This window comes from Ensifer adhaerens (assembly GCF_028993555.1).
Taxonomy (GTDB): domain Bacteria; phylum Pseudomonadota; class Alphaproteobacteria; order Rhizobiales; family Rhizobiaceae; genus Ensifer; species Ensifer adhaerens_I.
This window is the reverse complement of the sequence record NZ_CP118611.1, coordinates 612935-636750: the sequence shown is the minus strand read 5'-3', so window position 1 is coordinate 636750 and position 23816 is coordinate 612935. Positions and strand designations below refer to the sequence as shown.

Below are 23816 nucleotides of genomic sequence, written 5' to 3'. Positions count from 1 at the left end.
GGAACAAAGCTTTTTATGCGCGCTTTGCCCTTGACCTTGCCATCGTTGGAAGCACCACATTGGAACATGTCAGATCAAATGGAGTTTCCAGATGCACCATCTCAACATCCCCGACATGACTTGCGGACACTGCGCCGGCGCAGTCGAAAAGGCCGTGAAGTCGGTCGACCCCAACGCCAAAGTCGCTATAGATCTCGAGGCCAAGTCCGCGTCGATCGATTCGCAGATCGCCTCCGACGCCTTCGTTGCTGCGATCGAGGAAGCCGGCTACCAGGCTTCCTTCAAGAAATCCTGCTGCAGCCACGTCGGGTGATCCAAGCTTTGAGACACGCGCCTACTTCCGCCGATTAGTTGTCCTTCGCGCGGAACTTGGCGTGGCAGGAAGTGCAGACCTGCAGCATTGTGTGGAAGGCATGCTCGGCGGGCATGGACATCGGGTCGAGGGCCGCCGACTTTCTCTTGGCGAGCGGCCCTCCCATCTTCGTATCGCCGCCCCGCATCCGCATTTCAGGGGCAAGAACCTCCGGGTTGCGCTCCGCCGCAGCGGAGAGCGCCGCGGCGTAGGCGCCAAGCTCAGCCGCCAACGTGTCGAATGCCGGTCGCTCAGTGTCGATGTTGGCGGTGGCCTTCGAGCCCTCGGCGACGACAGGACTGCTGAACAGTTTCGATAGTCGTTCGCCTGAATGGGCTCGAATGGTTTCGGCAGCGACCTTGAACGCCTTCGCGTCGTAAGGTGATGTGTCTTTGAACATGGCATCGATGTTCTTGGCGGCAGCAGCCATCGCCTTCATATCCTGCTGCCTTTCATGGACGACGTCATCGCCAGCCTGTGCGGAAGCGGCCGAGAAAGCCACAACCGAAATCGCTGTGAAAATGAAACCTGACCATCTAACCGCATTCGGACACATTCGGCTGCAATCCTCCCGTCGCGAGCTGCGCACTTGTCGCCGTTTGATCAAGGTCAAGGCCAGATTTGCAAGCATCACGCACTGTGCTTGAATACAGCACGAGGTGTCGGACGAAAACATGATCGCCGCCAGCCAGACCGCCCGAAAGCACGCAACAGAATGGCTGGCCGTCCTGGTCGCTTTTCTGTTTCTGGTCGTGCCGATGGCTGAGGCGGCTCCCATCAAATGCGGGCCACATGTTGCCGGCAGCGAACATGTCATTTCTCCAAAGGGGCACGCCGATCTCCACACGGAGAAAGAAACAGGTGGCCAGAAAGCGTGCTGCAAACGTATCTGCAGCATGTGCTACGCGTTGTTCCCCGCTCCAGTTATCGGCGAACTCACCTTGAACTCGGACGGTCGCCGGGACATCGCTCCCCAACCGCCCATCGACGGCATCATCTCCCGACCCGCCATCGGCCCTCCTCGATCCATCGGATAAGCCAGGCCAGCCGCGTTCTGCGGCGGTCCTCCGCGGTCGCACCCGCGTGGCGCGACCTTCGCCGGTTTTGGCCGGCATGGAACAAGAGGTCAATGAACATGAAACGCCGTGAATTCCTGGGCGGACTGATGTCGGGCGTCGTGGTCGCCGCATCGGGTGCCATCTTACAACCAAACAAAAGCTGGGCTGATACCAGCAAGGCAACTGCCTCGAGCGCGGGCACCCGCTCGCTTGCGATCACGAAGCGTGTGATCGAGGTGAACGGCAAGGCCGCCGACGTCTTTGGGCTTGTCCAGCCGGATGGCGCTGTCGGACTGACGCTCGACGCCGACGCAACGTTTGACGTCACCCTTTCAATTCAAGGCGGGGAAGCAACGCTCATCCACTGGCATGGGCTCGCGCCGCCATGGAATATGGACGGCGTGCCGGACAACCCCGCAGCGCTTCTGAAGGCAACAGAAACCCGGCACTACGCGTTTCCGGTCGGGCCCGGCGGTACGCACTGGATGCACGCGCATACGCTGCAGGAGCAGAACCTGCTTGCCGCGCCTCTGATCGTGCAGAGCGCCGACGACCGCCAGCGCGTCGAGCAGGAAGTTGTCATCCTGCTGCATGACTTCTCCTTCACGCCTGCCGAAGAATTGCTCGCCAAACTGAAGGGATCGTCACGCGGTCACGGAATGGACCACGGTGCGATGATGCAGGGAATGGCGTCCAATATGCACGGCGGCCACATGTCCGGAATGGCAATGCCAGGTATGGCCGCCATGGATCTGAACGACATCGAATATGACGCCTATCTCGCCAATGACCGGACGCTCGACGACCCTGAAGTCGTCAGGGTCGAGAACGGAGGACGCGTCCGCCTGCGCATCATCAATGGCGCGACGGCCACCGCCTTCACGATCGACACCGGCGCACTCACCGGACAGTTGATCGCCGTCGACGGACAGCCGGTGCAGCCGGTTTCAGGGACGCGCTTCCCGATCTCCATGGGCCAACGGCTCGATATCCGCCTCGAGCTTCCAAAGTCCGCCGAGGCCTATCCGATCCTCGCGCTACGCGAGGGTGCCGAGCATCGCACCGGCATCATCCTTGCGCCGGCCGGCGCCAAGATCTCAAGGATCGCATCGCGTGGAAAGGATCGTGGACCGGTCGTTGGGCTAGAACTCGAACAGCAACTCGTGGCCGCCGTGCCGCTTGCCGTTCGTCCCGCCGATCGAAGGTTCGAGCTAACCCTGACGGGCAGCATGAGCGGCTACGACTGGCGGATCGAGGGCGGCGACAGCCTCAATGTCCGCGAAGGGGAAAGGATCGAGGTCGTCATGCGCAACATGTCGATGATGTCCCACCCAATGCATTTGCACGGGCACCACTTCCAGGTGGTCGACATCGGTGGGAAGGCATTCGCGGGCGCTGTGCGGGACACCGTTCTCGTGCCGCCGATGGGGAGCGTCAGCGTAGTGTTCGACGCCAACAATCCGGGCCGCTGGCCGCTCCACTGCCATCACCTCTATCACATGGCATCGGGAATGATGTCCTTCGTCGCCTACGCGTAACCAGCCTATGCCCGGCTGCCCCCGGGCGCCGGGCATTGGCTCCGTTATCGCGAGTACCAGTATGGAGAAATCCCATGGACGAGCATAAGCACCAGCACCGGCACGAAGGTCATGCGCATCACCACCATGCCAATCAAAACGCGGCGCCTGCCAAAGCCGAGGACAAGCCGGGCTCCCAACAGGATGGAGTGATCTACACCTGCCCCATGCATCCGCAGGTGCGCCAGTTCGGCCCCGGCAACTGCCCGATTTGCGGCATGGCGCTCGAACCGGAAATTATCACAACCGACGCGGGGCCAAGCCGTGAGCTCGTCGACATGCGGCGACGGTTCTGGGTTGGGCTGGTTCTGGTCCTGCCCGTGCTGGCGCTCGAGATGGGTGGCCATCTCACCAATCTGCACATGGTTCTCGGCGCGCAGGCGTCGAACTGGATTCAATTCATCCTGGCGACGCCCGTCGTGCTTTGGGCTGGCGCCCCCTTCTTCGAGCGGGCCTGGCAGTCGATCGTCACCCGGCACCTCAACATGTTCACCCTGATCGCAATGGGTACGGGCGTCGCCTGGGCCTACAGCGTAGTCGCCACGGTTGCACCCGGCCTGTTTCCGGCAACGTTCCGGTCCGGCGATGGGGCAGTTGCGATCTACTTCGAGGCGGCCGCCGTCATCACCGTTCTGGTGCTGCTCGGGCAGGTGCTCGAATTGCAGGCGCGCGAGCAGACGGGCGGTGCGATCAGGGCACTTCTCGACCTTGCGCCAAAAACCGCCCGCCGCATCCGCGGCGACGGCACAGATGAGGATGTGGAACTTGATGCCGTCGCGGTCGGCGACAAGCTGCGGGTGCGCCCGGGCGAGAAGGTCCCGGTCGACGGCACCCTCGTCGAGGGCCGCAGTTCGGTCGATGAGTCCATGATCACCGGGGAATCTATGCCCGTCACCAAGGAGGTCGGGGCCAGACTGATCGGGGGCACGATGAACCGGACGGGCGCCTTTGTCATGGAAGCGGGCAAGGTCGGCCGCGACACCATGTTGTCCCGCATCGTGCACATGGTTGCCGAAGCACAGCGCTCCCGTGCTCCGATCCAGCGGCTCGCCGACGAAGTCTCCGGCTGGTTCGTGCCGGTCGTCATCCTGATTGCCTTCATCGCCTTCACGACATGGATGCTGGTCGGTCCGGAGCCTCGCTTGCCTCACGGGCTGGTCGCCGCAGTCGCGGTGCTCATCATCGCCTGCCCCTGCGCCCTCGGTCTCGCCACGCCGATGTCGATCATGGTCGGTGTCGGCAAGGGCGCGGGTGCCGGTGTGCTGATCAAGAACGCCGAAGCACTGGAACGCTTCGAGAAGGTCGATACCTTGGTTGTCGACAAGACCGGGACCTTGACCGAAGGCAAGCCGAAGGTCACCGAAATCGTCGCCGTGGGCGATATGCCTGAGCACGAATTACTGCGACTGGCTGCCACGATCGAGCGACCGAGCGAACATCCGCTCGCAAGCGCCATCGTCGACGCTGCCAACGAGCGCGCCCTGGAGCTCGGGTCTTCCGAAGACTTCGACAGTCCGGTCGGCAAGGGCGTGACAGGTGTCGTCGACGGTCGCAGGCTCATCATCGGTAGCCACCGGATCATGTCCGAGGAGAAAGTGGATGTCTCCGCGCTCGCGCAGAAAGCAGAAGAACTGCGTGGAGAGGGAGCAACTGTCATATTCGTCGCCATCGACGGCCGCCTGGGCGGGTTATTTGCGATTTCCGACCCAATCAAGGCCACGACACTGGCTGCGGTCGACGCGCTGATCAAGGATGGCGTGCGCGTGGTAATGCTGACTGGGGACAATAGGACCACCGCCAATTCCGTCGCCCGCAAGCTCGGCATCAAGGAGGTCGAGGCGGAAGTTCTCCCGGAGCACAAGAGCGAAATCGTCAACCGCCTGCGCAAGGAAGGCAGGATCGTCGCCATGGCGGGCGACGGCGTCAACGACGCTCCTGCCCTTGCCGCCGCCGACGTCGGCATCGCCATGGGAACCGGCACCGACGTGGCAATCGAAAGCGCAGGCGTGACGCTGCTCAAGGGCGACCTGCAGGGCATCGTGCGGGCGAGACGGCTTAGCCACGCGACGATGGCGAACATCCGGCAGAACCTGTTCTTCGCCTTCATCTACAACGCCGCCGGCGTACCCGTTGCCGCCGGGGCGCTCTATCCCGCTTTCGGGCTGCTGCTGTCGCCGATCATCGCAGCCGCCGCCATGGCGCTTTCCTCCGTCAGTGTGATCGGCAATGCGCTGCGATTGAGGAGCGCGCGAATTTGAGCTCATAGATCGTCACCGGCGCCCCGGTTGGTAGAGCCACTGGACAACGGCTGCGGACGGAGCGCGCCCGCATGCCGTCTCCAGACATATTCCGGTGTCGTGAATGTCCAATTCGACGGGAAACGGCGTGCGTTTCGCACTCTTCTTTTTCAGGTCACAAGAGTTATCCTGTTTTCGAATATCGAGATTGCCAAGCAGGCCGGCACACGTATAGTTTCCATCTCTCCCGGCGGCTTCGTCGTCGCCTCCCACCGATGAAAACATCAATCTCAACGCCAGCCGCGCGTCGATCCGCCCCTCATCGTGCCGTTCTGCGGCGCCCCGATGTATGTGATGCGCGACCGTGATTTTGCCCTTCTCGCGCGCGAATGCGTGGCAGATGCTTTATGAAACCGATGCAAGGATAATGGACATGGAAACGATCTTTTCGCCAGTGCTGACCGTTTGCGGTATCGAGGAACTGCCGGGGCAGAGCGGCCGAAACGTGACCCATGTTCTGTCGATCGTCGATCCGGAACTCCCTGAACTGGAAGCTTTCGGCGCCTACGGCGAGCATCAACGAACGACGCTGCGCTTCCACGATATCATTGCGGCGGCGCCGAACCGGGTGATGCCCCGCCCGGACCACGTGGAAGCCGTCCTTCGCTTCGGCACAGATTTCCTGATGCGGCAGGACCGGGAAGCCGCGAGCCATGTGCTGGTTCATTGCCATATGGGCGTATCGCGCTCGACGGCGGCCATGCTGACGCTCATGGCGCAGGCGAACCCGGATGAGACCGGCGAAAGCCTCTTTGCCCGCCTTGCCGCCATCCGCCCGCAAGCTTGGCCGAATTCGCAGATGATTGGCTTTGCCGACGAACAGCTCGGCCGCCGGGGTGATCTCACTGCGGCGCTCCGCCGTCACTACGGTCGGCAGATCAAGAGCCGCCCGGAGTTTAGCGAGTGGATGACATCCCTCGGCCGCCAGGCTGAACTGCAGATGGCCGTCCACGACTAACCGCTGCGGCATCACCGGCAGCGGGGCTCGGCATCGATGTGTCGAGTTCTTCACTGAGCGTCGCAAACCAAGACACCGCGCGAGACGGCCCGCCGCAAGCCAAGGAAGCAGTTGCAGCGGGCTCTCATGTCCGCGGTCGCGCGATCGCGGATATCTGCAAGATAGGGCCATGGACGACCGACATCAAAAGGGAGCGGCATGATGAGCGAGCATGACGTCGAAGAAATCTCCGCACTGATCATCGCCAGCTTCCGCCAGTTGACAGGCAGAAGCCTGGGAGGTCCTTCCGCGGACGGCAGGTGGCTCTATGAATCCGCGCCGTTCGCCTTGCTCGCACATGACCGATCCGAGGATCCTCGCTTCATTTACGCGAACAAGACCGCCCAGGCCTGCTTCGGATACTCTTGGGAGGAATTCATCGGCATGCCGTCGCGCCTTTCTGCCGAAGCGCCAGACCGCGAGGAAAGGCAGCGCCTTCTAGACGGCGTCTCTGCCAAGGGCTTCATCGACAATTATCGCGGCGTTCGGATCGCGAAGTCCGGCCGCCGATTCTGGATCGAAGAGGCGACCGTTTGGCAGTTGGTGCGCCCCGACGGCGCCTGCGTCGGCCAAGCCGCCGTTATTCGCAGCTGGAAGGATCAGTAGGCGCTTCGGTTCTCATCTCGTGACAGCGGGAGGCACTTCTTCCCGTCTCCGAATAGAGAGATTGTCTACGCTCACCCCTATCTTTGGCCAAAGTCTCTGCCGCCCACCCCGGCAATAGACAATCTGTCGCCTTCCCTCTGGCATGTTTCCTCCACACAACAAGAGGAGGCCGCCATGACCGCCGTATTTGCCCGCACGACCTTTCACGACGCCCTCGCCCGCCTTGCCGATCCGCACCTGCTGCGGGCGCTTTCGTATGTCGGCGGCCGCTGGATCGCCGGCCACACCGGCGCCGGCTTCAAGGTGACGGATCCCGCCTCGTCGGCGACGCTTGCCTGGGTCGCGGCCCTTGATGCCGAGCAGACCGGAGAGGCCATCTCGGCCGCGAGCGACGCGCTGCCCGCCTGGCGCAGCATGCTGCCGCAACAGCGCGCAGCGATTTTGCGCACGTGGCATGACCTGATGCTGGAGGCGCGCGAAGATCTTGCGCTGCTGATGACGCTGGAACAGGGCAAGCCGCTTGCCGAGTCCCGTGGCGAGATCGACTACGCGGCGTCCTTCATCGAGTGGTATGCCGAGGAAGGAAAGCGCCTCAACGCCGAAAGCGTCACCAGCCACCTTCCGGGAGCCGAGATGATCGTGCGCCGCGAGGCCCTCGGCGTCGTTGGCATCGTGACGCCGTGGAATTTCCCCTCCGCCATGATCACCCGCAAGGCCGCAGCCGCCCTTGCTGCCGGATGCACCGTCGTTGCACATCCTTCCAGCGAAACACCGCTTTCAGCACTTGCACTGGCCGAACTCGGCGAGCGGGCCGGTCTGCCGGCCGGGGTCTTCAACGTGGTGACGGGAGACGCCGCCACCATTGTCGGCCGCATGAATGCCGATGCACGCATCCGCGCCATGAGCTTCACCGGGTCGACTGAGATCGGCAAGCTCATCGCGAGCCAGTCCGCATCGACCATGAAGCGGCTGGTCATGGAACTCGGCGGTCATGCGCCGTTGATCGTCTTCGCCGATGCCGACGTGGAGAAGGCAGTCGATATCGCAACCGCCGCAAAATTCGCGACCTCTGGCCAGGATTGTCTCGCTGCCAATCGCATCTATGTCGAGCGGCCGATCCTCAGGGCTTTTGAGGAGGCCTTTGCTGCCCGCATCGCACGCTTGAAGGTCGGCGCCGGGCTCGACCGCGACAGCGAAATCGGTCCGCTGATGCACGAACGAGCGATCGCCAAGGTTGAAGAGCAGGTTGCCGACGCGCTGCGATTGGGCGCCAAGCTCTCAGTCGGCGGACGGCGTCATCACGCTGGGCCGCTTTTCTTTGAGCCCACGCTCCTGACCAATGTGCCCGACGAGGCGCTGATCATGCGCGAGGAGACCTTCGGCCCGGTCGCAGCCGTGACCGCCTTCGACAAAGAGGACCAAGTGATCGCCCGCGCCAACGACACCGGCTATGGCCTCGTCGCCTATGTCGTCACCGAGAACGGCGCGCGCCAGATGCGTCTTGGGCGGGCGCTTGAGTACGGCATGGTCGCCATCAATCGGGTGAAGATCACCGGCGGACCAATCCCTTTCGGTGGCTGGAAGCAGTCTGGCCTTGGCCGCGAAGGCTCCCGCCACGGCATCGAAGCCTTCACGGAACTCAAATATCTCTGCATCGACACCGCCGCCTGAGCGCGGGCGCCACATTTCATCATACGCGAAAGGAAAGGCCATGCTCGATAGAAGCAACCAGCTCAGCGCCTGGGACCGTGATCACTTCTTCCACCCCTCCACGCATATGGGCATGCATGCGCGCGGCGAGACGCCGACCCGGGTCATCGGCGGCGGCGAAGGCGTCTACATTACCGACACCAGCGGCAGGACGAGCCTTGACGCATTCGCCGGCCTCTACTGCGTCAATGTCGGTTACGGCCGACAGAAGATTGCCGACGCGATCGCCGAGCAGGCGAAGAACCTTGCTTACTACCACGCCTATGTCGGTCACGGCACGGAAGCCTCGATCACGCTCTCCAAGATGATCATCGATCGTGCACCAGAGGGCATGAGCCGCGTCTACTTCGGTCTTTCGGGCTCGGATGCTAACGAGACCAACATCAAGCTGATCTGGTATTACAACAACGTCCTCGGCCGGCCGGAAAAGAAGAAGATCATCTCGCGCTGGCGCGGTTATCACGGCTCCGGCGTCATGACCGGCTCGCTGACAGGACTGCATCTCTTCCACAACGCCTTCGACCTGCCGCGCGCGCCGATCCTGCACACGGAAGCGCCCTACTTTTTCCGCCGCCCTGACCGCTCGATGGATGAGGAGCAGTTCTCGCAATATTGCGTCGACAAGCTCGAGGAGATGATCCTGGCCGAAGGCCCGGAGACGATTGCCGCCTTCATCGGCGAACCGATCCTCGGCACCGGCGGCATCGTGCCGCCGCCGAAGGGCTACTGGCTGAAGATCCAGGCCGTGCTTGAAAAATACGACATCCTGCTCGTCGCCGACGAGGTGGTGACCGGTTTCGGACGTCTCGGCACGATGTTCGGCTCCGACCACTACGGCATGAAGCCCGACCTCATCACGATTGCGAAAGGTCTCACGTCGGCTTACGCGCCGCTTTCCGGCACGATCGTCTCGGACAAGATGTGGCAGGTGCTGGTGCAGGGCTCGGACGAACTGGGGGCGATCGGCCACGGCTGGACCTATTCCGCCCATCCGATCTGCGCGGCCGCCGGCGTTGCCAATCTCGAACTCATCGACGAGTTGGGCCTCGTCGAAAACGCTGGCAGCACCGGTGCCTATTTCCGCTCCGAACTGATGAAAGCCCTCGGCGATCACAAGCATGTGGGCGAGGTGCGTGGCGACGGATTGATGGCGGCGATCGAGTTCGTCGAGGACAGGGACGACCGGATCTTCTTCGAGCCTGCAAAGAAGGTCGGCCCGCAGGTCGCGGCAGCCCTTCTCGAACGCGGCGTCATCGGCCGCGCCATGCCGCAAGGCGACATTCTTGGTTTCGCACCGCCGCTCTCCCTGACAAAGGAAGAGGCCGACATCGTCGTGAAGGCGGCCGCAGACGCGATCACATCCGTGCTCGGCTCAAAGTAGAGTCCGTCGAGCAGGAAACGTTGTTCAACGTCTATCTGGCGCGATCATGCGTTTCCGTTCCCTGCCTGCCCGGCCGCGCAAGCGGACCGGGCATAGGCTCGAGGAAAGCCCGGGGCCACGCACTCAATGTGGCCTCTGATGTCTCGGAGCGAAATGACCTCCGGTGCTCGCGTAGAAGCGAATTCCGGAACGATGGCGCGCCCGCGCGGACGCTGCAACTCGGTGGCTAGGACTACGACTACTCCTGGCTCTCTCGCTTCAGCAGATATTGAGCTGTGGTTAGATAATAGTTCCGGGCGGTGGCATTGATCTGCCGCTCGCCCAATTCGGTCAGCGTCTGGGCCTTGATCTCCTTGGCCGCCATGTTCACCGGGTCAACGGCCAGCACATGGTCGATCAATTCTGCCGCCCATTGAAATTCCCCGGCCTCGATCGATTCCCTGGCGCGGGCGATGATGTTCTCTACCCCACCTGCCATGTCGAGCATCTTTCGGGCCCGCTCCGCAGCCGGCAGGGGGTTCAAATTCGTGGCATTCCCATCGAACCATCCGACGTAATCGGCGTAAATCCCACGCACAGCCCAGGCGACAGTGCCATAGTACTCCTGCAGGTAAGGGCTGTTTGAGAGCTCCGGAGAGAGTTTCACCTCCTCAACAAGCTCGTCCGGCGTCTTGCCCTGTTTGATACCGGCCAGGGTCTGGTCGAGAACGGTCTTGATGCCGTTCCGGTAATCGGTGAGGGCCGTGCGGACCTCGCCCTTGCCGAGGATCGGGCGCATGTGGCCCTGGACCATATAGGTGGCGTTCAAGGCAAGCATTTTGTCGAGGCTTGCGATCCACGTCTCCGGTGGCCTCAGTTTCAGGCCACGGATCGGCGAGAGGTTCGGGTACGATTTCAGGAAATCGTCGCCGGGGATCAGAACGCCCTTCCCGGCGATCCAGATGGCTATGTTTTCAGGAGACTCTCCTGGCGTATGGATGAGCTGCATCTGCACCCCCGCCAGCTCTATGACCTCGCTCTCCCCTCTGAAAGTGAGGGTCGGCGGCAGGAACCCCTCCCTTGTATGCGGGGTCACGCGACCGTATTCAAGCTGCGTACCGGCGTTGATGAACAGATGGTCAGCGAGCTTGGTGCCGAAGGCATCACCGCCGTCGCGCGGTCCTCTTGCGAACTCCGGCCCGGATTCCACCAGCGTCTGATGGCTGACGATTTCGGGATTGTCGGATCCGGCAAACACGCTCGCACCGCCGGAATGGTCCGGGTGATTGTGCGTGTAGATGATGGCAAGGACCGGACGCACGAAGCGGTTCCCGAAGGCATCCACGATCGCCATCGCGTCAACGGGGTTTGCAGACGTGTCGACGATAACAGAGCCTTTGTCACCCTGGATCAGCGTGACGTTGCTCGCGGAATAGCCGACGGCCGCAAAGACACCGTCCGTGATTTCGATGACCTCCTTTCGGAATTCTGCGGAACTCGCACGCAATTGCTCACGCCCGGGGAATTCATCTGCAGACGCGGGCGACATCTGCCCGGGTGTTGAAGCGGTCATCAAGACTAATCCTAGTTCACGGCTCCACGAGCCTGCTGCTACGTTCAGGAGTGACAGCGACCAGCCGTCCATGGTTGCGGTTATGACTGCAACGCATCGACGTGATATTGGAATAACTGCCGGAAGTCCCGTCCTTCCTTGTGGCCGAGTTCTGCGCGGTAGGCTCAAACCACACTTGCTCGCGGCCGACCGTCCTGGCCAGCGGCGTACCCGTCGAAAGCTATCTTTCTTTGCGCTGGTTCAAACAGCTCGGCCCCACTTGCCTTTAGGCTTGAAATCAAGATGCCGGATGGTGGTTGCGCCGAGGCGGAAGGTGCCGCCCCGCAACTTTGGACGTGCAACATGGCAATGCAAACAGCGGACCCTGCGATGACATCGACATTGGCCCAAACCAAAGAGGACATCGACCGCGCGATCGCGCGCATGCATGGTGCTGTGTTGAGCAGCGCGATCGACTGCGAATGCCGAGACCGCGTTGGCGAGGCGCTGCGCGACCTCGAAAGGCTCGAGAGAGAGCGGATCGAGCGGAGCCTGCTGGCAGCAGCCGGCGAGCAGCGCCTAAGAATCGAGGCTCTTCTCGATCTGTTGAGTGACTTCGACCCGAACGAAAGAGATGCGCTCGACGACGGCACCATGGCGGAGGCGGGTCTGCTCTTTGCCGATATCGCTGCCGCCGCCGAGTTGGGTTCCTATCTGCTACGACAATCGCGCCAGGTTCGCCATTCAGCTGGCGTGGTAGAGGAGGCCACCAATCGTGCCACGGCCGGAGAATGAGCTTCGCACAGTGCGTTTTGGAGACTTGCAGCGAAGTGACAGCGCGCAGCGCAGCCTGTTCAGAGACGCGCTTCTGGACATCGCCATGTCCCAAACCGTTGCGCTCGGGGAAATGAGCTTGCTTCTCGAAACGCTAGAAGATGATAGAGGAACCGGCAGCCCTGACTGGCGCTGATGCGGCGAGCCTTTGTATCCCGGCAATTGGATACCCGGCGCCCGGCTGACTACGACTTCGCGACGGCGCCGAGCGCGTCCGCAAACTTTCTGACGGCACCCTCGATTTCGTTCGGTGTGTAGGCGGCAAAGCCCATCAGGAAGCCGGCCTTGGGTTCGCCATTTGCATGAAGCGCGGACAATCCCATTATCTCGATCCCCGCACGTCGTGCGACGTCAATGGCCGTGCGCTCCGGCATGTTGCAGGTCAGCACACAGGACATCTGCAGTCCGCCGATGGGTACCTGTGCTTCAACAAAATGCGACAGATGCTTGCCGACGAGGCTTGCCAGCACACCGAGCCGATCAGCGTAGGTGCTGCGCATGGTGCGGACATGCGCACCAAAATGCCCACCTTCCATGAACCGGGCGAGCGTCAGTTGCGCCAGCGGGGCGGAGTGCCCGTCAAGCAGCGTGCGCGCGACCGTCATCGGCTGCACCAGTTGGGGAGGCAGCACGACATAGCCGATCCGCAAGCCCGGAAAGAGCGATTTGGTGAAGGTACCGATATAGATGGTCCGGTCGTGCGGATCGAGGCCCTGCACGCAGGCCGTCGGTTTGCCGGCATAGTGGAATTCGCTGTCGTAATCGTCCTCGATGATCCATGCCTGATGGCGGTTGGCCCATTCGATCAACGCCAGACGGCGATCCAGCGTCAACGTCGCGCCGGTCGGGAACTGATGTGACGGCGTCAGGAACACGGCCTTGACCTTGCGTGTCTCCGCGGTGATCTGCTCGACGACGACACCCTGACCATCCACGCGCACGGGCAGACATTCCAGCCCCGCCGCATCGAAAGCCTTGCGCGCACCATAATAAGCGGGGTCCTCGATAAAGATCCGATCGCCGGGATCAAGCAGCATGTTCGCGCACAGGGTTAGCGCCTGTTGCGAACTCGTGAGGATCAGCACTCGATCGGGCGTCGCGCGCGCGCCGCGCTCGAGGTTGACATAATCGGCGATAGCGCTGCGCAGCGCTTCAGTCCCTTGCGGATCACCGTGAAGCAGCACCTGGGTCCCGTGTTCCCTCAAGACCTGTCGTTCCAGACGCTCCCAAAGCTGCAGCGGAAAACTGCGGGTCTCCGGCACGCCATGTGCGAAGGGGCGCGGCGCAAGCAACTCGCGCACGCCGCCGCTGCTGAACATGGCATTGCCGCGCTTGCTGAGGTTCGGCGTCTGGTTGCGCGAAAGCGGGTCTCGCCGGGAAATGCGGCGACCGGTCGCAAATTCCGTCATTTCGGCCACGAAGCTGCCGCTTCCGACATGGCGCTCGATGAAACCTTCGGCATGAAGCTGGCTATAGGCGGTTTCGATCGTGTCGCGCGATACGCCGAGCGACTTGGCGAGCGGGCGCGAGGCCGGCAGCGGCTTTCCCGGCGCGAGCACACCATCGAGGATCATCTGCCGGATCGCTCGCTGAATCCGCGCATGAAGCGGCATCGCAGCATGAGTGGGATGCGCGAGCCACGCCTTCACGGACTCCAGTTGCGAATGCTTGAACAAATGGTCTGAACCTGCCGACAAAAATGGATGGGATATTCAGGCCATTGGGCGGCTAAATGTCAACGCACTTCGTTGGCTATCCGCCCCAGTTTCAGGAGTCCGTCAAGACATGCTGTACCGTCCATCCTCCACCTTCATCCACTTGAATGACTTGACGCACCCCATCGTGGCGGGCCTGATCTCCGTCATCGTCAACTACGGCGGCACATTCATTCTGGTCTTTCATGCTGCCAAGAACGCCGGCCTCAGCCCGGAACTGACGGCGTCCTGGGTATGGTCCGTTTCCATCGGTGTGGGGCTGACCGGACTTTTCCTCAGCTGGCGTTACCGCGAGCCGATCATCACCGCCTGGTCGACTCCGGCTGCAGCTTTCCTCGTGACGGCACTGGCAACGACACCCCATGCCGAAGCGATTGGCGCCTACATGATCTCGGCGGCAGCTTTCATCGCCCTTGGACTTTCCGGTTGTTTCGAGAAGGTGATCCGGCTGATCCCGACCGGCATCTCCTCGGGTCTGCTGGCCGGCATATTGCTGCAGTTCGGGATCGGAGCCTTCGCCGGTGCGAGTGTCGACCCGCTGCTCGTCGGCCTGCTGATCGTCGCCTATCTCTTCCTGAAGCGTTTTTCCGCCCGCTACGCCGTGGTTGGCATTCTCGTTCTCGGACTTTCGTTCCTGCTCGCAGAAGGCCGGGTTGATCTGTCGGGACTGAAACTGGCGTTCGCGGCGCCCGTCTTCACCCTGCCGCATTTCTCGCTGAACGCGCTGCTTTCCATTGCGCTGCCGCTGTTTCTCATCACGCTGACAGGGCAATATATGCCGGGGATGCTGGTACTGCGAAATGACGGTTTCAAGACCAGCGCCAACCCTATTGTCACCGCGACCGGCCTCGGTTCGCTTGTCATGGCGCCCTTCGGCTCGCATGCTTTCAATATCGCCGCCATCACAGCGGCGATCGCCACCGGAAAGGAAGCGCATGAGAACCCTTCTAAGCGCTGGATCGCCGGGATCGCTGCAGGTTGCTTCTATGTGCTTGTGGGTGTCTTCGGCGTCACGCTCGCGGCCGTGTTCATGGCATTTCCCGCGACGTTCATCACCACGCTTGCAGGCCTCGCGCTGCTGGGCACGATCGGCGGAAGCCTCGCGGGAGCGATGGCAGACCCGAAAACCCGGGAGGCAGCGCTCATCACATTCCTGGCGTCTGCCGCCAACATCAAGCTGCTCGGTATCGGCGGGGCCTTCTGGGGCCTGGTGATCGGCCTCGTCGCCTACATCGTGCTGAACGGTCGCCTGCCGCGACGCGCCATGACCGTGAAGGAATGAGCCGCGAATTGACCTCCAGGCCCTTCGGTCATCTTGATCCCCAAAAGGTTTGGCAGGACCGGCCGCTCTGAAGCGGCCGATCCCTTGCTATCCGCTTAGATATCCCAATCCGATCCCAGCGCGTACGCCTCAATGGAGTCGATTTTCATCTCCGCCCCATCGGCAAAGTCGTCATTCGGCGTGTCGGCCATCCCTCCGACCGCGAGATTGACGAGCATGTACATCGGCTCGTGCATATCCGCCGGTGTGTCGGCGCGGGCGATCTCCGTGTCGTCGAAGTACCAGACGATCTCGTCTTCCGTCCAAAGCACGCCATAGTCGTGAAACCCATCGGTATCGGCGACCTGAACCCCGTCTCGGCTCACGGTATGTTCGCCGCCTTCATTGGAATGGGCGGTGGTGATGACGGTATTGCTGTCCTGCCCACGCATCTCGACGACGTCGAGTTCCGGCGGCCAGGAACCGTCGGCGGGTAGCAGCCAGAAGGCGGGCCAGGCGCCTTGATCGTCCGGCATGTCGGCCCGCATCTCGAAATAGCCGTAGGTCTGGGCGAAGGACGAATAGGTCGTCAGCATCCCGGACGTGTAATCATAGCCACCGATTTCGGACTGGATCTCTTCCGAGGCCCGTTCTGCGGTAATCGTCAAGACGCCGTCCTCGACCGAAAACGGGTTGGTCGAAGCGGTCGGCCCGTAGCTCGGATTGACGTACCACTGGAGTTCGCCGTTTTCCGTCAGCGTTGCGCCCTCCTCCGGCGCCCACCAGTATTTCGCATCCCAGACACCGCTCGTATCGCCGCGGAGTTGCAGCGTGTCGAAATCATCCGAGAAAGTCTGCGTCAAAGCGGACCGGTCGAGGCCCAGCTTGAACTGGCTCTCCTGCAATTGGTCGGCTGTCGTATCGGCGAAGACCAGGCTTTCGCCGTCGCCGAGATGAAGGCGGAGATCGTCCCCTTCCTGGGCAGAGTTGGCCAGGACCTCTTCGAACGAGGTGAACCCGTAGCCGCCGAGGCGGACGGTATCGTTGGAGCTGAAATCGGAAATGAGGTCGCTGCCGTTGCCATGCTCGAATGCGAAGGTATCGGCTCCACCGGCGCCGATGAGCACGTCATTGCCTGCTCGTCCGTCGAGGGTCTGGCTGCCTGAGCCGCCGGTGATGATGTTGTCGGCACTGTTGCCGAACGCATGACGGCCGTCGCCGGTGACGGTCAGGTTCTCGAAATTCTCCGGCAGGGCGTAGCTCATCCACGTATCGATCGTGTCTACGCCTTCGCCGGGGGCTTCTTCGGCCCGGTTCGTCGATGAATAGAGGTAGTAGATGTCGTCGCCCCTGCCGCCGATCATCGTCACGTCGACGGAACTGTCTCCCCAGATGGAATCGTTGGCGGGCGTGCCGTAAAGGGTCGGTCCGGATCCGGTTGCGGAAAACCATGCCGTCGAACTTCCGCTGTAATAGACCGGCTGTCCGAGGGCGTTCATGGCAGTTCTGCTCATCGAGAAGTCTCCTACTGGATTGCGTGCCCCTTCCCGATGAACACCCCTAGCATCTCTGACTGTGGCCTGTCGTCCACACCTCCAACTCTTTTGCCCCTGCGTAGTCTTCAGCTGTGAATGCAGCACCTGGCCGTCAACAGGCTGCCGAGGGGGCTCGAGGCGCCACTGGAAAGCAGCGGATGCGTTGGTGACACATCGTTTGGGATGGAGATACGAAACCGCACTGAGCGTGCAGTGTCACGATGACGAGAAATCTGGCCGATACCTCGAAAGGAGCCCTCTCGCTGCTTTGCCGATTGGCAGATATGGATTGTCGACGCGCCGAGAGTGTGTCAGCTTCCCGCTTGGGAGGCCGATCGATGATAACGCCACTATCGCATATGCGTGAGATAGAGCGTGTTGGCTTGGGCGCTGAGAGCCCGCGCGATGCACCGGTGGTCCAATCCTGGCTTCGCTGCCTCAATGATTACAAGCTGGATCCGACGATCGCGCAGGAAGCCTACATCGTTCCGGGGTCGAAGCTGCGCGAGCATCGCGAACAGGCTGAAGAACTGATCCGCATCGGTCGCTCGGGCCTTGAAGGGCTGTTCAACCAGGTCGCCGAACAGAACTACGTCCTGTTGCTGTCCGATGCGCGTGGCGTGACCGTCGATTTCATGGGAGACCCGACCTTCGACAACCAGTTGCGCAAGGCCGGGCTCTATCTCGGCTCGGAATGGTCGGAGAGCCGCGCGGGAACCTGTGCCGTCGGGGCCTGCATCGTCTCCGGCGAGCCGGTCATCATCCATCAGGACGATCATTTCGACGCCAGCCATATCGGGCTGACCTGTACGGCGGCGCCAGTATTCGACACGCTTGGCGACCTTACCGCCGTGCTCGACATCTCCCAGCTCCGGTCGCCCACCGCCAAGGCGAGCCAGCAGTTGGCGCTGCATCTGGTCTCCGCCACGGCGCGACGGATCGAGCTCGCCAACCTCATGACCCGTACCCGCAACGACTGGGTGCTGCGGCTGGCGCGGTCCCCGGAATTCCTTGATGTCGACCCGGACGCCGCCATCGCCCTTGATGGCAGCGGGCGCATCACCGGCATGACCCATGGTGGCTTTGGCGCACTCGCCCGCTCGATGAACATCCGCGGCCTCAGAACACGCGATTTCCTGGGCCTGCCTGTCTCGGAGGTCTTCGATATCGACGTGGACGACCTGCCGAATTTCATGCGCGGCCGGCCGAACGGCGAGCGCCTCCTTCGAGCCAAGAGCGGTCTTGTCCTTTTCGCCAGCGCCATCGCGCCCGTCGTCAGCCTGCGCACGCCTGCCGGGCCGGAGCCGCGCCTACCCCGGGCTTTGCGTGATCTCAGTCGCGGCGACGCCGCAATGGAACGGGTACAGACCCGCGCGGCCAAACTTGCGACCCGCAACATTCCCATTCTCATTCAAGGGGAAACGGGCAGCGGCAAGGAGTATCTTGCGCGCGCGATCCATGACAGTTGCGGCGGCAACGGCAACTTCGTCGCGGTCAATTGCGCGGCAATCCCGGAACATCTCATTGAGTCCGAACTCTTCGGCTACGCGCCCGGCGCGTTCACTGGCGCCAGCCAGAAGGGCAAGCGCGGCCTGATCGAGGACGCAGACGGTGGCACCCTGTTCCTCGACGAGATCGGCGACATGCCGCTCTCGCTGCAAAGCCGGCTGTTGCGCGTCCTCTCGGAAAATGAAGTCCAACCGGTCGGCGCACTCAAGGCCCGCCCGATCCACCTGCGTGTCGTCTCTGCCTCCCACCGCGATCTGGCTGAACTGGTGAAGGAAGGCCGTTTCCGGCAAGACCTTTACTATCGCCTGAACGCTGCGACCCTCGGCCTTCCGCCGTTGCGCGAGCGCCAGGATCTCGGCTGGCTGATCGACCAGTTGCTCGCCCGCATCGAGAAGGACAACAACGAGCCATACCGCATCGACAAGGCCGCGCGGACAGCCTTGCTGGCGCATGAATGGCCGGGAAATCTGCGTGAGCTTTCCAACGTCCTGCGGGTCGCCGCCGCGCTTTCCGAAGGGGGCCGCATCGATACCGAGTGCCTGCCGGAGCATCTCTTTTCCGCCACCGTCCGTTCGCTGCCGGGCGAAGATGATGCACTGCGCCAGGCGCTGAGAGACTGCGGTGACAACGTCTCGGCACTCGCGAGAAAGCTCGGTGTCAACCGCTCCACCGTCCACCGTCGCCTGAAGCGTCTCAACTGACGCAACGCCTGCAACACCTGTTGCGCGCCAACTGTTGCATTCCCCGAGGCTTTCGGCTGTGATCATTTTCAAGGCATTGATATCACTCACAAAATAGGCGACATAGCGATCTGGCATGCTGCTTGCTGCCCCTCCTGTGCAAGAACAACAGGAGGAAACTCAAATGAAAGCTCTGCGCTTTCACGCCGCCAGGGATCTGCGCATTGAAGAGGTCGAGGCCCCGCCTCAGCCCGGGCCGGGCGAGGTGCTGGTGGAAAATCGGTTCTGCGGCATCTGCGGCACCGATCTGCATGAATATGCCTATGGCCCGATCTTCATCCCGAAGGAGCCGCATCCCTTCACAGGTGCCCAAGGACCGCAGATCCTCGGTCATGAATTCGGCGGCGTCGTGAAGGCGATCGGCGAAGGGGTCAGCCATGTGATGCCGGGCGACCGGGTCTCGATCCAGCCACTGATCATGCCGCGCCGCGGCGACTATTATGCCGATCGCGGTCTGTTTCATCTGAGCGCCAACCTCGCACTTGCGGGCCTCTCCTGGCATTCCGGCGGGATGGCAGAAGCAGCCCTTCTCAACGACTACAATGTCCAGCCCATTCCCGATGCGCTCTCCGACGAAGAAGCCGCGTTGATCGAGCCGACCGCAGTCGCCGTTTACGCCTGTGATCGCGGCGGCGTCACGGCAGGAAACAGTGTTTTGGTCACCGGTGCGGGGCCGATCGGCATTCTCGTGGCCATGGCGGCTCGAGCCGCCGGCGCGTCGAAGATCTTCCTCTCCGACCTCAACGACACGCGGCTGTCGCTGGCGAAGGAAGCGCTCGGCGACGTTCGCACGATCAATCCGAAAACGGAGAAGGTCAGCAATGTCGTCCAGGCCGAGACCGAGGGCGGTGTCGGCTGCGACGTCGCGATCGAATGCGTCGGCAACGAACACGCGCTGAAGAACTGCGCGAGCGCCGTGCGCAAACAGGGCGTCGTCGTGCAGACCGGCCTCCATCCCGGCGAGAACCCGCTGAACTGGTTCGACGTGACCTTCAAGGACATCGATATCCGCGGTTCCTGGGCCTATCCGACCCACTACTGGCCGCGCGTGGCGCGCCTGATCGCGAGCGGCCAGATACCGGCCCGCCGCATCGTCACCAAATATGTCTCGCTCGGCGAGGCCGTTTCGGCAGGGTTCGACAAGCTGCTCGATCCCGCCGGTACGCAATTGAAAATTCTGATCGACCTCAAGCGTTAGGCCGATCCGCATTGCGGGGCGGTTGAGGAGCCGTCCCGTTTTTCATCACAGAGCAGGAGGATAAAGGATGCTCGAGAAGACCCCCACCACCCGCGTTCAGGCACTGCTTGATACCCTTGGCGCAGCACTCGAAACCGGCCGTATCGACGATGCGGTCAACCTTTTCGCCGAGGAGTGCTACTGGCGCGACCTCGTCGCCTTCACCTGGAACCTCAAGACCGTCGAAGGACGGGACCAGGTGCGCGACATGCTTGATGCCCAGCTCGCTTCCGCAAAGCCCTCCAATTGGCGCGTCGCCGCCGGCGAGGAAGCGACCGAAGCCGATGGCGTGCTCGAAAGCTGGATCTCGTTCGAGACGGCGACAGGCCGCGGCTATGGCCTCGTGCGCATCAAGAACGGTCTCATCTGGACGCTGTTGACGGCGCTTGCCGAACTCAAGGGCCACGAGGAGAAATCCGGCTTTACCCGCCCGCTCGGTGCCAAGCACGGCCAGAATCTCGGCGCGAAGACCTGGAAAGAGGAACGCGAGCATGAGGAGCGCACGCTCGGCTATGAGACGCAACCCTATGTCGTGATCGTCGGCGGTGGACAGGGCGGCATTGCGCTCGGCGCCCGGCTTCGCCAGCTGGGCGTGCCCACCATCATCCTCGAAAAGAACGATCGGCCAGGCGACAGCTGGCGCAAGCGCTACAAGTCGCTCTGCCTGCATGACCCCGTCTGGTACGACCACCTGCCCTACATCGATTTCCCGAAGAACTGGCCGGTCTTCGCACCGAAGGACAAGATCGGCGACTGGCTGGAATTCTATACCAAGGTGATGGAGCTGAACTACTGGACGCGCTCCACCGCCAAATCGGCGAAATGGGACGAAGCCGCGAAGGAATGGACCATCGTTGTCGACCGCGACGGTGAGGAAGTGGTGCTGCGGCCGAAGCAGCTCGTCTTTGCAACCGGCATGTCCGGCAAGGCGAACATTCCGGATTTCAACGGCCGCGACCGCTTTGAGGGTGACCAGCATCATTCCTCGCAGCACCCGGGACCGGATGGCTACAAGGGCAAGAAGGTCGTCGTGATCGGTTCGAACAATTCGGCCCATGACATCTGCGCCGCGCTCTATGAGGCGGGCGTCGACGTCACGATGATCCAGCGCTCGACAACCCATATCGTCAAGTCAGACACATTGATGGATATCGGCCTCGGCGGGCTTTACTCTGAACAGGCGCTGGCAAATGGCGTGACGACGGGCAAGGCGGACCTCATCTTCGCCTCGCTCCCCTATCGGATCATGCACGCGTTCCAGATCCCGCTTTACGACAAGATGCGCGAACGCGACGCCGACTTCTACGCAGCTCTGGAGAAGGCCGGCTTCCAACTCGATTGGGGCGCCGACGGCTCGGGACTCTTCATGAAGTACCTGCGCCGCGGATCCGGGTATTACATCGATATCGGCGCTTCGCAGCTGATCATCGATGGCAAGGTGAAGCTTGCTGCGGGACAGGTGGAGGAGATCACCGAAACCTCGGTAAAACTGTCCGACGGCAAGGAGATCCCGGCCGACGTCATCGTCTATGCGACGGGCTACGGCTCGATGAACGGCTGGGTCGCCGATCTCATCGACCAGGAGACTGCCGATAGGGTCGGCAAGGTCTGGGGGCTCGGTTCCGACACGCCGAAGGACCCCGGCCCCTGGGAGGGCGAACAGCGCAACATGTGGAAACCGACGCAGCAGGAGGCGCTGTGGTTCCACGGCGGCAACCTGCACCAGTCGCGCCATTACTCCCAGTATCTCTCGCTACAACTGAAGGCCCGATTGGAAGGCCTTCAGACACCGGTCTATGGCCTGCAGAGCGTTCATCACAAACGCTGACGAAAGCGAGCCGACGAGAGGGCAGCGTGCCTGCCCTCTCTCGCCTGGCCCGGCCTGAAGGCGTACGCGTCAGCCGAAAGGCTGCAGCTTCAGACAATCTAGCGGGCGCCGTCGCCGACGGAGGATCGTCGAGTGGGACGATGGCCAGAAACTTCGGCGCCAGCCTCGGGCAACAGCGCCAGAAAGCGCAGCGCCGAAACAAGCCCGATGGCGGCGATAAACAGGAACGCCGCACGGATATCGGGGAGCATGCCCGCGTCGCTTCCCCCTCCAGTCAGATAGGATGCGAAGCGAATGACCGCGGCCGCGACAGCAATGCCGAGCAGTTGCGAAAGTTGCTGGAGCATTGCTGAGATCGCTGTCGCGGCACTTCGCTGGGCGGATGTCACATCCGCGAAGGCGATCGTCGTCAGCGCGGTGAACTGCATCGAACGGGAAAGGCCACAGGCAATCAGCAGCGCCGAGACGAGAAGGCGCGGCGTTTCTCCGTCGACGAAGGCGAAGGCGCCGATCGTCAAGGCGGCGATCACGCCGTTGACGACGAGCAATCTGCGGAAGCCGAAGCGACGCAGAGCCGGCGTCGTCACGCTCTTCATCAGGAGGTTGCCGAGGAAGTAGACAAAAACCAGCGAACCGGTCTCCACGGCATCGAAGCCGAGACCGACCTGGAAGAGCAACGGCAGGAGGAAAGGCGTCGCGTTGACGGCGAGCCGCCCGGCCGTGCCTGCCGAGAGCGTCGCGAAGGCGAAGGTCGGGATCTTCAACACTGCTAAATCGAGCAGACCATGCGGCGCGCGCCGAAGATGGCGGACGGCAAAAAATCCAGCGAGCATGCCGGCAGCCAGAAGGCCAAGCGTGCCGGCGCCACCCGTCGATGAACTGGAGAGCTCCAGGCCAGCAAGGGTCAGTGCAAGTGCGCCGCCGGTCAGCACGAAGCCGATGACATCAAAGGGCCGCGCACCTTCGGCCGGCACGCGCGGCACAAAAAAGGCAACGAGCACAACGCCGAGTATGCCGAGCGGCAGATTGATGAAGAAATTCCACTCCCAGCCGGCGTGAGTGGTGATCCAGGCACCGATCAGCGGACCAATGACGGGCGCAATCAACGCCGGCCAGGTGATGGTGGCAATCGCCCGCACCAATTCCGCCTTGGGCGCATCGCGCAATACCAGCTGACGTCCGACCGGCGTCATCAGCGCGGCGGATGCGCCCTGGAAGAGCCGCGCTGCGGTGAATTCGACAAGCGATCCGGAAAAGCCGCAGGCGACCGAGGCGAGCGTGAACAACCCGATGGCGGCGAGAAAGACCTCCCGTGCGCCAAAACGTTCGGCGAGCCAGCCGGCCGGCGGAATGAACACGGCCATGGCCAGAAGATAGGCAGTAAAGCCGATGTTGAGCGTCACCACATCCGTCGCGAAGGCCTTGGCCATGGCCGGCAGCGACGTCGCGATGATCGTGCTGTCGAGCATCTGCATGAAGAAAGCCACGGCCACGACGGCCGGAACAATGCGTGTTCGGTGAAATGGAAGCGGAGAAGAGGAAATGGACGACATCACGAAAGAAAATGCGAAAGCGGCGGCGGAACTGCGCCGCCGCCGAACCTACAGGATCAGTTGCTGGCGGCAACCGTTTTGAGCGCCGCTTCGTA

The 23816-nt window shown here is 62.3% G+C and carries 18 protein-coding genes; 13 read left to right on the top strand and 5 right to left on the bottom strand.

Annotation, left to right across the window (positions count from 1 at the left end; genetic code table 11):
- The first annotated feature begins 91 nt into the window (after positions 1-91).
- Entirely contained in the window at positions 92-313 is a 222-nt protein-coding gene (locus PWG15_RS23290) for a heavy-metal-associated domain-containing protein (protein ID WP_275026395.1), read from the top strand.
- A gap of 34 nt (positions 314-347) precedes the next feature.
- Here PWG15_RS23290 and PWG15_RS23285 read toward each other — a convergent pair whose 3' ends face one another.
- A complete protein-coding gene (locus PWG15_RS23285) occupies positions 348-908 on the bottom strand; it encodes a cytochrome c (protein WP_425536828.1) in 561 nt (186 codons plus the stop codon).
- A gap of 118 nt (positions 909-1026) precedes the next feature.
- Here PWG15_RS23285 and PWG15_RS23280 point away from each other — a divergent pair, with 118 nt between their 5' ends.
- From PWG15_RS23280 to PWG15_RS23250, 7 genes are all read left to right on the top strand, one after another.
- Positions 1027-1389 (top strand): hypothetical protein, encoded by a 363-nt coding sequence (locus PWG15_RS23280; protein WP_275026393.1) that lies wholly within the window; start codon positions 1027-1029, stop codon positions 1387-1389.
- 98 nt (positions 1390-1487) lie between these two features.
- Positions 1488-2948 carry a multicopper oxidase family protein gene (locus PWG15_RS23275; protein WP_275026392.1) on the top strand — a complete coding sequence of 487 codons (1461 nt, stop codon included), beginning with the start codon at positions 1488-1490 and terminating at the stop codon, positions 2946-2948.
- Positions 2949-3022: 74 nt separating this feature from the next.
- Positions 3023-5245, top strand: a complete 2223-nt coding sequence (locus PWG15_RS23270; protein WP_275026391.1) for a copper-transporting P-type ATPase — start codon at positions 3023-3025, stop codon at positions 5243-5245.
- 412 nt (positions 5246-5657) lie between these two features.
- Positions 5658-6242: a tyrosine phosphatase family protein gene (locus tag PWG15_RS23265; RefSeq protein WP_275026390.1), complete on the top strand. Its 585-nt coding sequence runs from the start codon at positions 5658-5660 to the stop codon at positions 6240-6242.
- A 198-nt stretch (positions 6243-6440) separates the two neighbouring features.
- Entirely contained in the window at positions 6441-6887 is a 447-nt protein-coding gene (locus PWG15_RS23260) for an MEKHLA domain-containing protein (protein ID WP_425536807.1), read from the top strand.
- Between the two features lie 174 nt (positions 6888-7061).
- Positions 7062-8558: an NAD-dependent succinate-semialdehyde dehydrogenase gene (locus PWG15_RS23255; protein WP_275026388.1), complete on the top strand. Its 1497-nt coding sequence runs from the start codon at positions 7062-7064 to the stop codon at positions 8556-8558.
- Positions 8559-8598: 40 nt separating this feature from the next.
- On the top strand, positions 8599-9978 hold the full coding sequence (locus PWG15_RS23250; protein WP_275026387.1) for an aspartate aminotransferase family protein: 1380 nt from the start codon (positions 8599-8601) through the stop codon (positions 9976-9978).
- A gap of 238 nt (positions 9979-10216) precedes the next feature.
- On the opposite strand, the gene PWG15_RS23245 is transcribed toward PWG15_RS23250, so the two are convergent.
- A complete protein-coding gene (locus PWG15_RS23245; RefSeq protein WP_275026386.1) occupies positions 10217-11602 on the bottom strand; it encodes an alkyl/aryl-sulfatase in 1386 nt (461 codons plus the stop codon).
- A 270-nt stretch (positions 11603-11872) separates the two neighbouring features.
- Between PWG15_RS23245 and PWG15_RS23240 the strand changes: the two genes are divergently transcribed.
- The gene (locus PWG15_RS23240; protein ID WP_425536827.1) at positions 11873-12304 is read left to right on the top strand and encodes a hypothetical protein; all 432 of its coding nucleotides are present in this window, start codon (positions 11873-11875) and stop codon (positions 12302-12304) included.
- A gap of 224 nt (positions 12305-12528) precedes the next feature.
- On the opposite strand, the gene PWG15_RS23235 is transcribed toward PWG15_RS23240, so the two are convergent.
- On the bottom strand, positions 12529-14019 hold the full coding sequence (locus PWG15_RS23235) for a MocR-like pyridoxine biosynthesis transcription factor PdxR (protein WP_275026384.1): 1491 nt from the start codon (positions 14017-14019) through the stop codon (positions 12529-12531).
- 109 nt (positions 14020-14128) lie between these two features.
- Here PWG15_RS23235 and PWG15_RS23230 point away from each other — a divergent pair, with 109 nt between their 5' ends.
- Positions 14129-15340: a benzoate/H(+) symporter BenE family transporter gene (locus PWG15_RS23230; RefSeq protein ID WP_275026382.1), complete on the top strand. Its 1212-nt coding sequence runs from the start codon at positions 14129-14131 to the stop codon at positions 15338-15340.
- Between the two features lie 95 nt (positions 15341-15435).
- Here the strand turns inward: PWG15_RS23230 and PWG15_RS23225 are convergent, their stop codons facing one another.
- The gene (locus tag PWG15_RS23225; RefSeq protein WP_275026381.1) at positions 15436-16833 is read right to left on the bottom strand and encodes an endo-1,3-1,4-beta-glycanase EglC; all 1398 of its coding nucleotides are present in this window, start codon (positions 16831-16833) and stop codon (positions 15436-15438) included.
- Positions 16834-17192: 359 nt separating this feature from the next.
- On the opposite strand from PWG15_RS23225, the gene PWG15_RS23220 reads away from it, so the two are divergent.
- The 3 genes from PWG15_RS23220 (at position 17193) to PWG15_RS23210 (ending at position 22168) form a co-directional block, all read left to right on the top strand.
- Complete coding sequence (locus PWG15_RS23220; RefSeq protein WP_275026380.1) at positions 17193-19064, top strand: sigma-54-dependent Fis family transcriptional regulator; 1872 nt, start codon at positions 17193-17195, stop codon at positions 19062-19064.
- A 163-nt stretch (positions 19065-19227) separates the two neighbouring features.
- Positions 19228-20301, top strand: coding sequence for a 2,3-butanediol dehydrogenase (locus tag PWG15_RS23215; RefSeq protein WP_275026379.1), 1074 nt, complete (start codon positions 19228-19230; stop codon positions 20299-20301).
- A gap of 67 nt (positions 20302-20368) precedes the next feature.
- The gene (locus PWG15_RS23210) at positions 20369-22168 is read left to right on the top strand and encodes an NAD(P)/FAD-dependent oxidoreductase (RefSeq protein ID WP_275026378.1); all 1800 of its coding nucleotides are present in this window, start codon (positions 20369-20371) and stop codon (positions 22166-22168) included.
- A 98-nt stretch (positions 22169-22266) separates the two neighbouring features.
- Here the strand turns inward: PWG15_RS23210 and PWG15_RS23205 are convergent, their stop codons facing one another.
- Positions 22267-23721, bottom strand: a complete 1455-nt coding sequence (locus tag PWG15_RS23205) for an MFS transporter (RefSeq protein WP_275027178.1) — start codon at positions 23719-23721, stop codon at positions 22267-22269.
- Positions 23722-23816 lie beyond the last annotated feature (95 nt).

Coding starts and splice junctions, on each gene's coding strand:
- PWG15_RS23290 (WP_275026395.1), top strand. CDS start 92: ATGCACCATCTCAACATCCCCGACATGACTTGCGGACACTGCGCCGGC.
- PWG15_RS23210 (WP_275026378.1), top strand. CDS start 20,369: ATGCTCGAGAAGACCCCCACCACCCGCGTTCAGGCACTGCTTGATACC.
- PWG15_RS23270 (WP_275026391.1), top strand. CDS start 3,023: ATGGACGAGCATAAGCACCAGCACCGGCACGAAGGTCATGCGCATCAC.
- PWG15_RS23230 (WP_275026382.1), top strand. CDS start 14,129: ATGCTGTACCGTCCATCCTCCACCTTCATCCACTTGAATGACTTGACG.
- PWG15_RS23250 (WP_275026387.1), top strand. CDS start 8,599: ATGCTCGATAGAAGCAACCAGCTCAGCGCCTGGGACCGTGATCACTTC.
- PWG15_RS23240 (WP_425536827.1), top strand. CDS start 11,873: ATGGCAATGCAAACAGCGGACCCTGCGATGACATCGACATTGGCCCAA.
- PWG15_RS23265 (WP_275026390.1), top strand. CDS start 5,658: ATGGAAACGATCTTTTCGCCAGTGCTGACCGTTTGCGGTATCGAGGAA.
- PWG15_RS23285 (WP_425536828.1), bottom strand. CDS start 908: ATGTGTCCGAATGCGGTTAGATGGTCAGGTTTCATTTTCACAGCGATT.
- PWG15_RS23260 (WP_425536807.1), top strand. CDS start 6,441: ATGATGAGCGAGCATGACGTCGAAGAAATCTCCGCACTGATCATCGCC.
- PWG15_RS23215 (WP_275026379.1), top strand. CDS start 19,228: ATGAAAGCTCTGCGCTTTCACGCCGCCAGGGATCTGCGCATTGAAGAG.
- PWG15_RS23275 (WP_275026392.1), top strand. CDS start 1,488: ATGAAACGCCGTGAATTCCTGGGCGGACTGATGTCGGGCGTCGTGGTC.
- PWG15_RS23225 (WP_275026381.1), bottom strand. CDS start 16,833: ATGAGCAGAACTGCCATGAACGCCCTCGGACAGCCGGTCTATTACAGC.
- PWG15_RS23255 (WP_275026388.1), top strand. CDS start 7,062: ATGACCGCCGTATTTGCCCGCACGACCTTTCACGACGCCCTCGCCCGC.
- PWG15_RS23280 (WP_275026393.1), top strand. CDS start 1,027: ATGATCGCCGCCAGCCAGACCGCCCGAAAGCACGCAACAGAATGGCTG.
- PWG15_RS23220 (WP_275026380.1), top strand. CDS start 17,193: ATGATAACGCCACTATCGCATATGCGTGAGATAGAGCGTGTTGGCTTG.
- PWG15_RS23245 (WP_275026386.1), bottom strand. CDS start 11,602: ATGGACGGCTGGTCGCTGTCACTCCTGAACGTAGCAGCAGGCTCGTGG.
- PWG15_RS23205 (WP_275027178.1), bottom strand. CDS start 23,721: ATGTCGTCCATTTCCTCTTCTCCGCTTCCATTTCACCGAACACGCATT.